General features: G+C 60.6%; 3 protein-coding genes. All 3 read left to right on the top strand.

Annotation, left to right across the window (positions count from 1 at the left end; all coding sequences use genetic code 11):
- Nucleotides 1-58 precede the first annotated feature (58 nt).
- The 3 genes from tnpA (at nt 59) to tnpC (ending at nt 2,484) form a co-directional block, all read left to right on the top strand.
- Nucleotides 59-439 (top strand): IS66-like element accessory protein TnpA, encoded by a 381-nt coding sequence (tnpA, locus tag C5P05_RS01760; RefSeq protein ID WP_232834301.1) that lies wholly within the window; start codon nt 59-61, stop codon nt 437-439.
- Nucleotides 436-780, top strand: a complete 345-nt coding sequence (tnpB, locus tag C5P05_RS01755) for an IS66 family insertion sequence element accessory protein TnpB (protein WP_157979176.1) — start codon at nt 436-438, stop codon at nt 778-780. Before tnpA ends, tnpB begins: the two co-directional genes overlap by 4 nt.
- 81 nt (nt 781-861) lie before the next feature.
- Nucleotides 862-2,484, top strand: a complete 1,623-nt coding sequence (gene tnpC / locus C5P05_RS01750) for an IS66 family transposase (RefSeq protein WP_114968179.1) — start codon at nt 862-864, stop codon at nt 2,482-2,484.
- Nucleotides 2,485-2,521: the final 37 nt, after the last annotated feature.

Here is a 2,521-nt window from a genome sequence, read left to right as displayed (position 1 = left end):
GTATGCGTCCGGCCAACACACATTGAAGGACTGCTGATATCCAGAGATAGTGTGCGCGATGAACATCATGCACACCATGGCGAGCGAGACTCGCATCACCCAAGCCCCCAAGCGCCGGTTCTACAGCCTCGAACTCAAGCTGCAAGTCGTCGGTGCCTGCTCACAGCCCGGCGCGTCCATTGCCGGGGTGGCACTGCAGCACGGCATCAACGCCAACATCGTGCACCGCTGGTTGCGCGAACATAGCCAGGGCACACTGGTCAATCGACCGCAGACCTTTGTGCCGGTCACCTTGAGCGCGGCCACAGAGCCGGCAACTGCCCAGCCCACCGCTGACATCCGAATTGAGGTCAAGCGTGCCAACACCAGCATCGTCGTGCACTGGCCTCTTGCCGGTGGCGCCGCCTGCGCGCAGTGGCTGCGCGAGTGCCTGCAGTGATCCGCATTGACGCGGTCTGGCTGTCCACCGTGCCCCTGGACATGCGAGCCGGCACGGACACGGCGCTGGCCCGCGTGGTGGGAGTATTCGGTGCCGCCCACCCCCATACGGCCTACCTGTTTGCCAACCGGCGTGCCAACCGCATGAAGGTGTTGGTGCATGACGGTATTGGCATCTGGCTGGCAGCCAGGCGCCTGCACCAGGGGCACTTCGTCTGGCCGCAGACAAGTGTGGCAAGTGACACCAATCGTGTGAGCCTGAGCCGCGCCCAATTGGATGCCTTGGTGCTGGGTTTACCCTGGTCGCGCATTGGCGAGGGCGGCATTATCAGCGTGGTGTGATTCTGGATTGCGGGGTGCATTTGCGTCTATTGGGGGATGCGCCAATAGGCAATCTCCAGAGGAGCGGGCACACTTGCGTTCATGGTTGTCGCCCCCGAAATACTGTCCGGTTTGAACGCAGAGCAACTGCGCGAACTCACCCGTGATTTGATCGCACAAGTCGCTCGCAACGATTTGCAAATCAGTCAACACGAGATCCAAATCAGGGAACGCGACCAGCAAATCGCCAGCCTGGACCAAACCATCTCCAGCAAAGACCGCGAGATCCTGTACCGCCAAGCCAAGATCGACCAGCTCACCCATGAGATGGCCGTGCTCAAGCGCTGGAAGTTTGGCCGCAGCCGCGAACAACTCGATGCTGGCCAAGCCAGTCTGCTCGATGAAACCATTGATGCCGACATCGCCGCCATTGAGCAAGAACTCCAAGACCTGGCACCACCGGACAAAGCAGCCAAAGAACCCCGCCAGCAGCCTAAGCGCGCAGCCTTGCCGCCAGAGCTGCCCCGCGTTGAACTGCACCACGAACCCGACAGCACCACCTGCACTTGCGGCTGCCAGTTGAAGCGCATCGGCGAAGACGTCAGCGAAAAGCTGGACTACACACCGGGCGTACTCACCGTCCAGCGCCATGTCCGTGGCAAGTGGGCTTGCTCCGAGTGCCAAACCCTGACGCAAGCGCCGGTGCCCGCCCAGATCATCGACAAGGGCTTGCCCACCTCGGGTTTGCTGGCACAGGTGCTGGTGGCCAAGTACTCGGACCATCTGCCTCTGTACCGCCAGGAGACCATCTTTGGGCGTTCTGGCTACGCCATTGCCCGCTCCACCCTGGCTCAGTGGGTGGGCGTGTGCGGGGTGCAATTGCAGCCACTGGTCGATGCACTGAAGACGGCCATGTTCCAGTCTGCCGTGCTGCATGCCGATGAGACCCCGGTGGCGATGCTTAAGCCCGGCAACAAAAAGACACACCGGGCGTACCTTTGGGCCTATGCGCCGGGGGCCTTTGAAGATTTGAAGGCCGTGGTCTACGACTTCTGTGAATCCCGCGCCGGCGAGCACGCAAGAACCTTCCTGGGTGACTGGCGTGGCGCGTTGGTATGTGACGACTTCAGTGGGTACAAGGCCAGTTTCGGCCAAGGTGTCACCGAGGTGGGCTGCATGGCGCACGCCCGGCGCAAGTTCTTTGACCTGCATGCCAGCAACAAGAGCGAGATTGCCCAGCAGGCGCTGGCCTACATTGGGCAGTTGTATGAGGTCGAGCGGGAAGTCAAACATCTCGGTGCCGATGAGCGAGGCCGCATCCGCAAGGAAAAATCAAAACTGCTGGTCGATGCCTTGCACCAGTGGATGCTGTTGCAGCGCCAACGCATTACGGATGGATCGGCCACCGCCAAAGCGCTGGACTACAGCTTGAAACGCTGGGTTGCACTGACCCGGTTTGTGGAAGACGCACGCCTGCCTATCGACAACAATTGGATCGAGAACCAGATTCGTCCCATCGCCATAGGTCGGGGCAACTGGTTGTTCGCAGGATCATTGCGTGCAGGCCAACGGGCCGCGGCCGTTATGAGCCTGATTCAAAGCGCCAAGCTCAATGGGCATGACCCTTATGTCTATCTGAAGGATGTTCTGGCACGACTGCCTACGCAAAAGAACAGTCACATTGATGAGCTGTTGCCGCATCGCTGGACGCCGCTATCCCAGTAGCCGTTCAACGGTCAAGGTGTGTTGGCCGGACGCATAC

Origin of the sequence: Rhodoferax ferrireducens (assembly GCF_003347515.1) — a bacterium.
GTDB lineage: Bacteria > Pseudomonadota > Gammaproteobacteria > Burkholderiales > Burkholderiaceae_C > Rhodoferax.
Note: the sequence above shows the minus strand (reverse complement) of the source record. Positions and strands in the feature narration are given on the sequence as shown.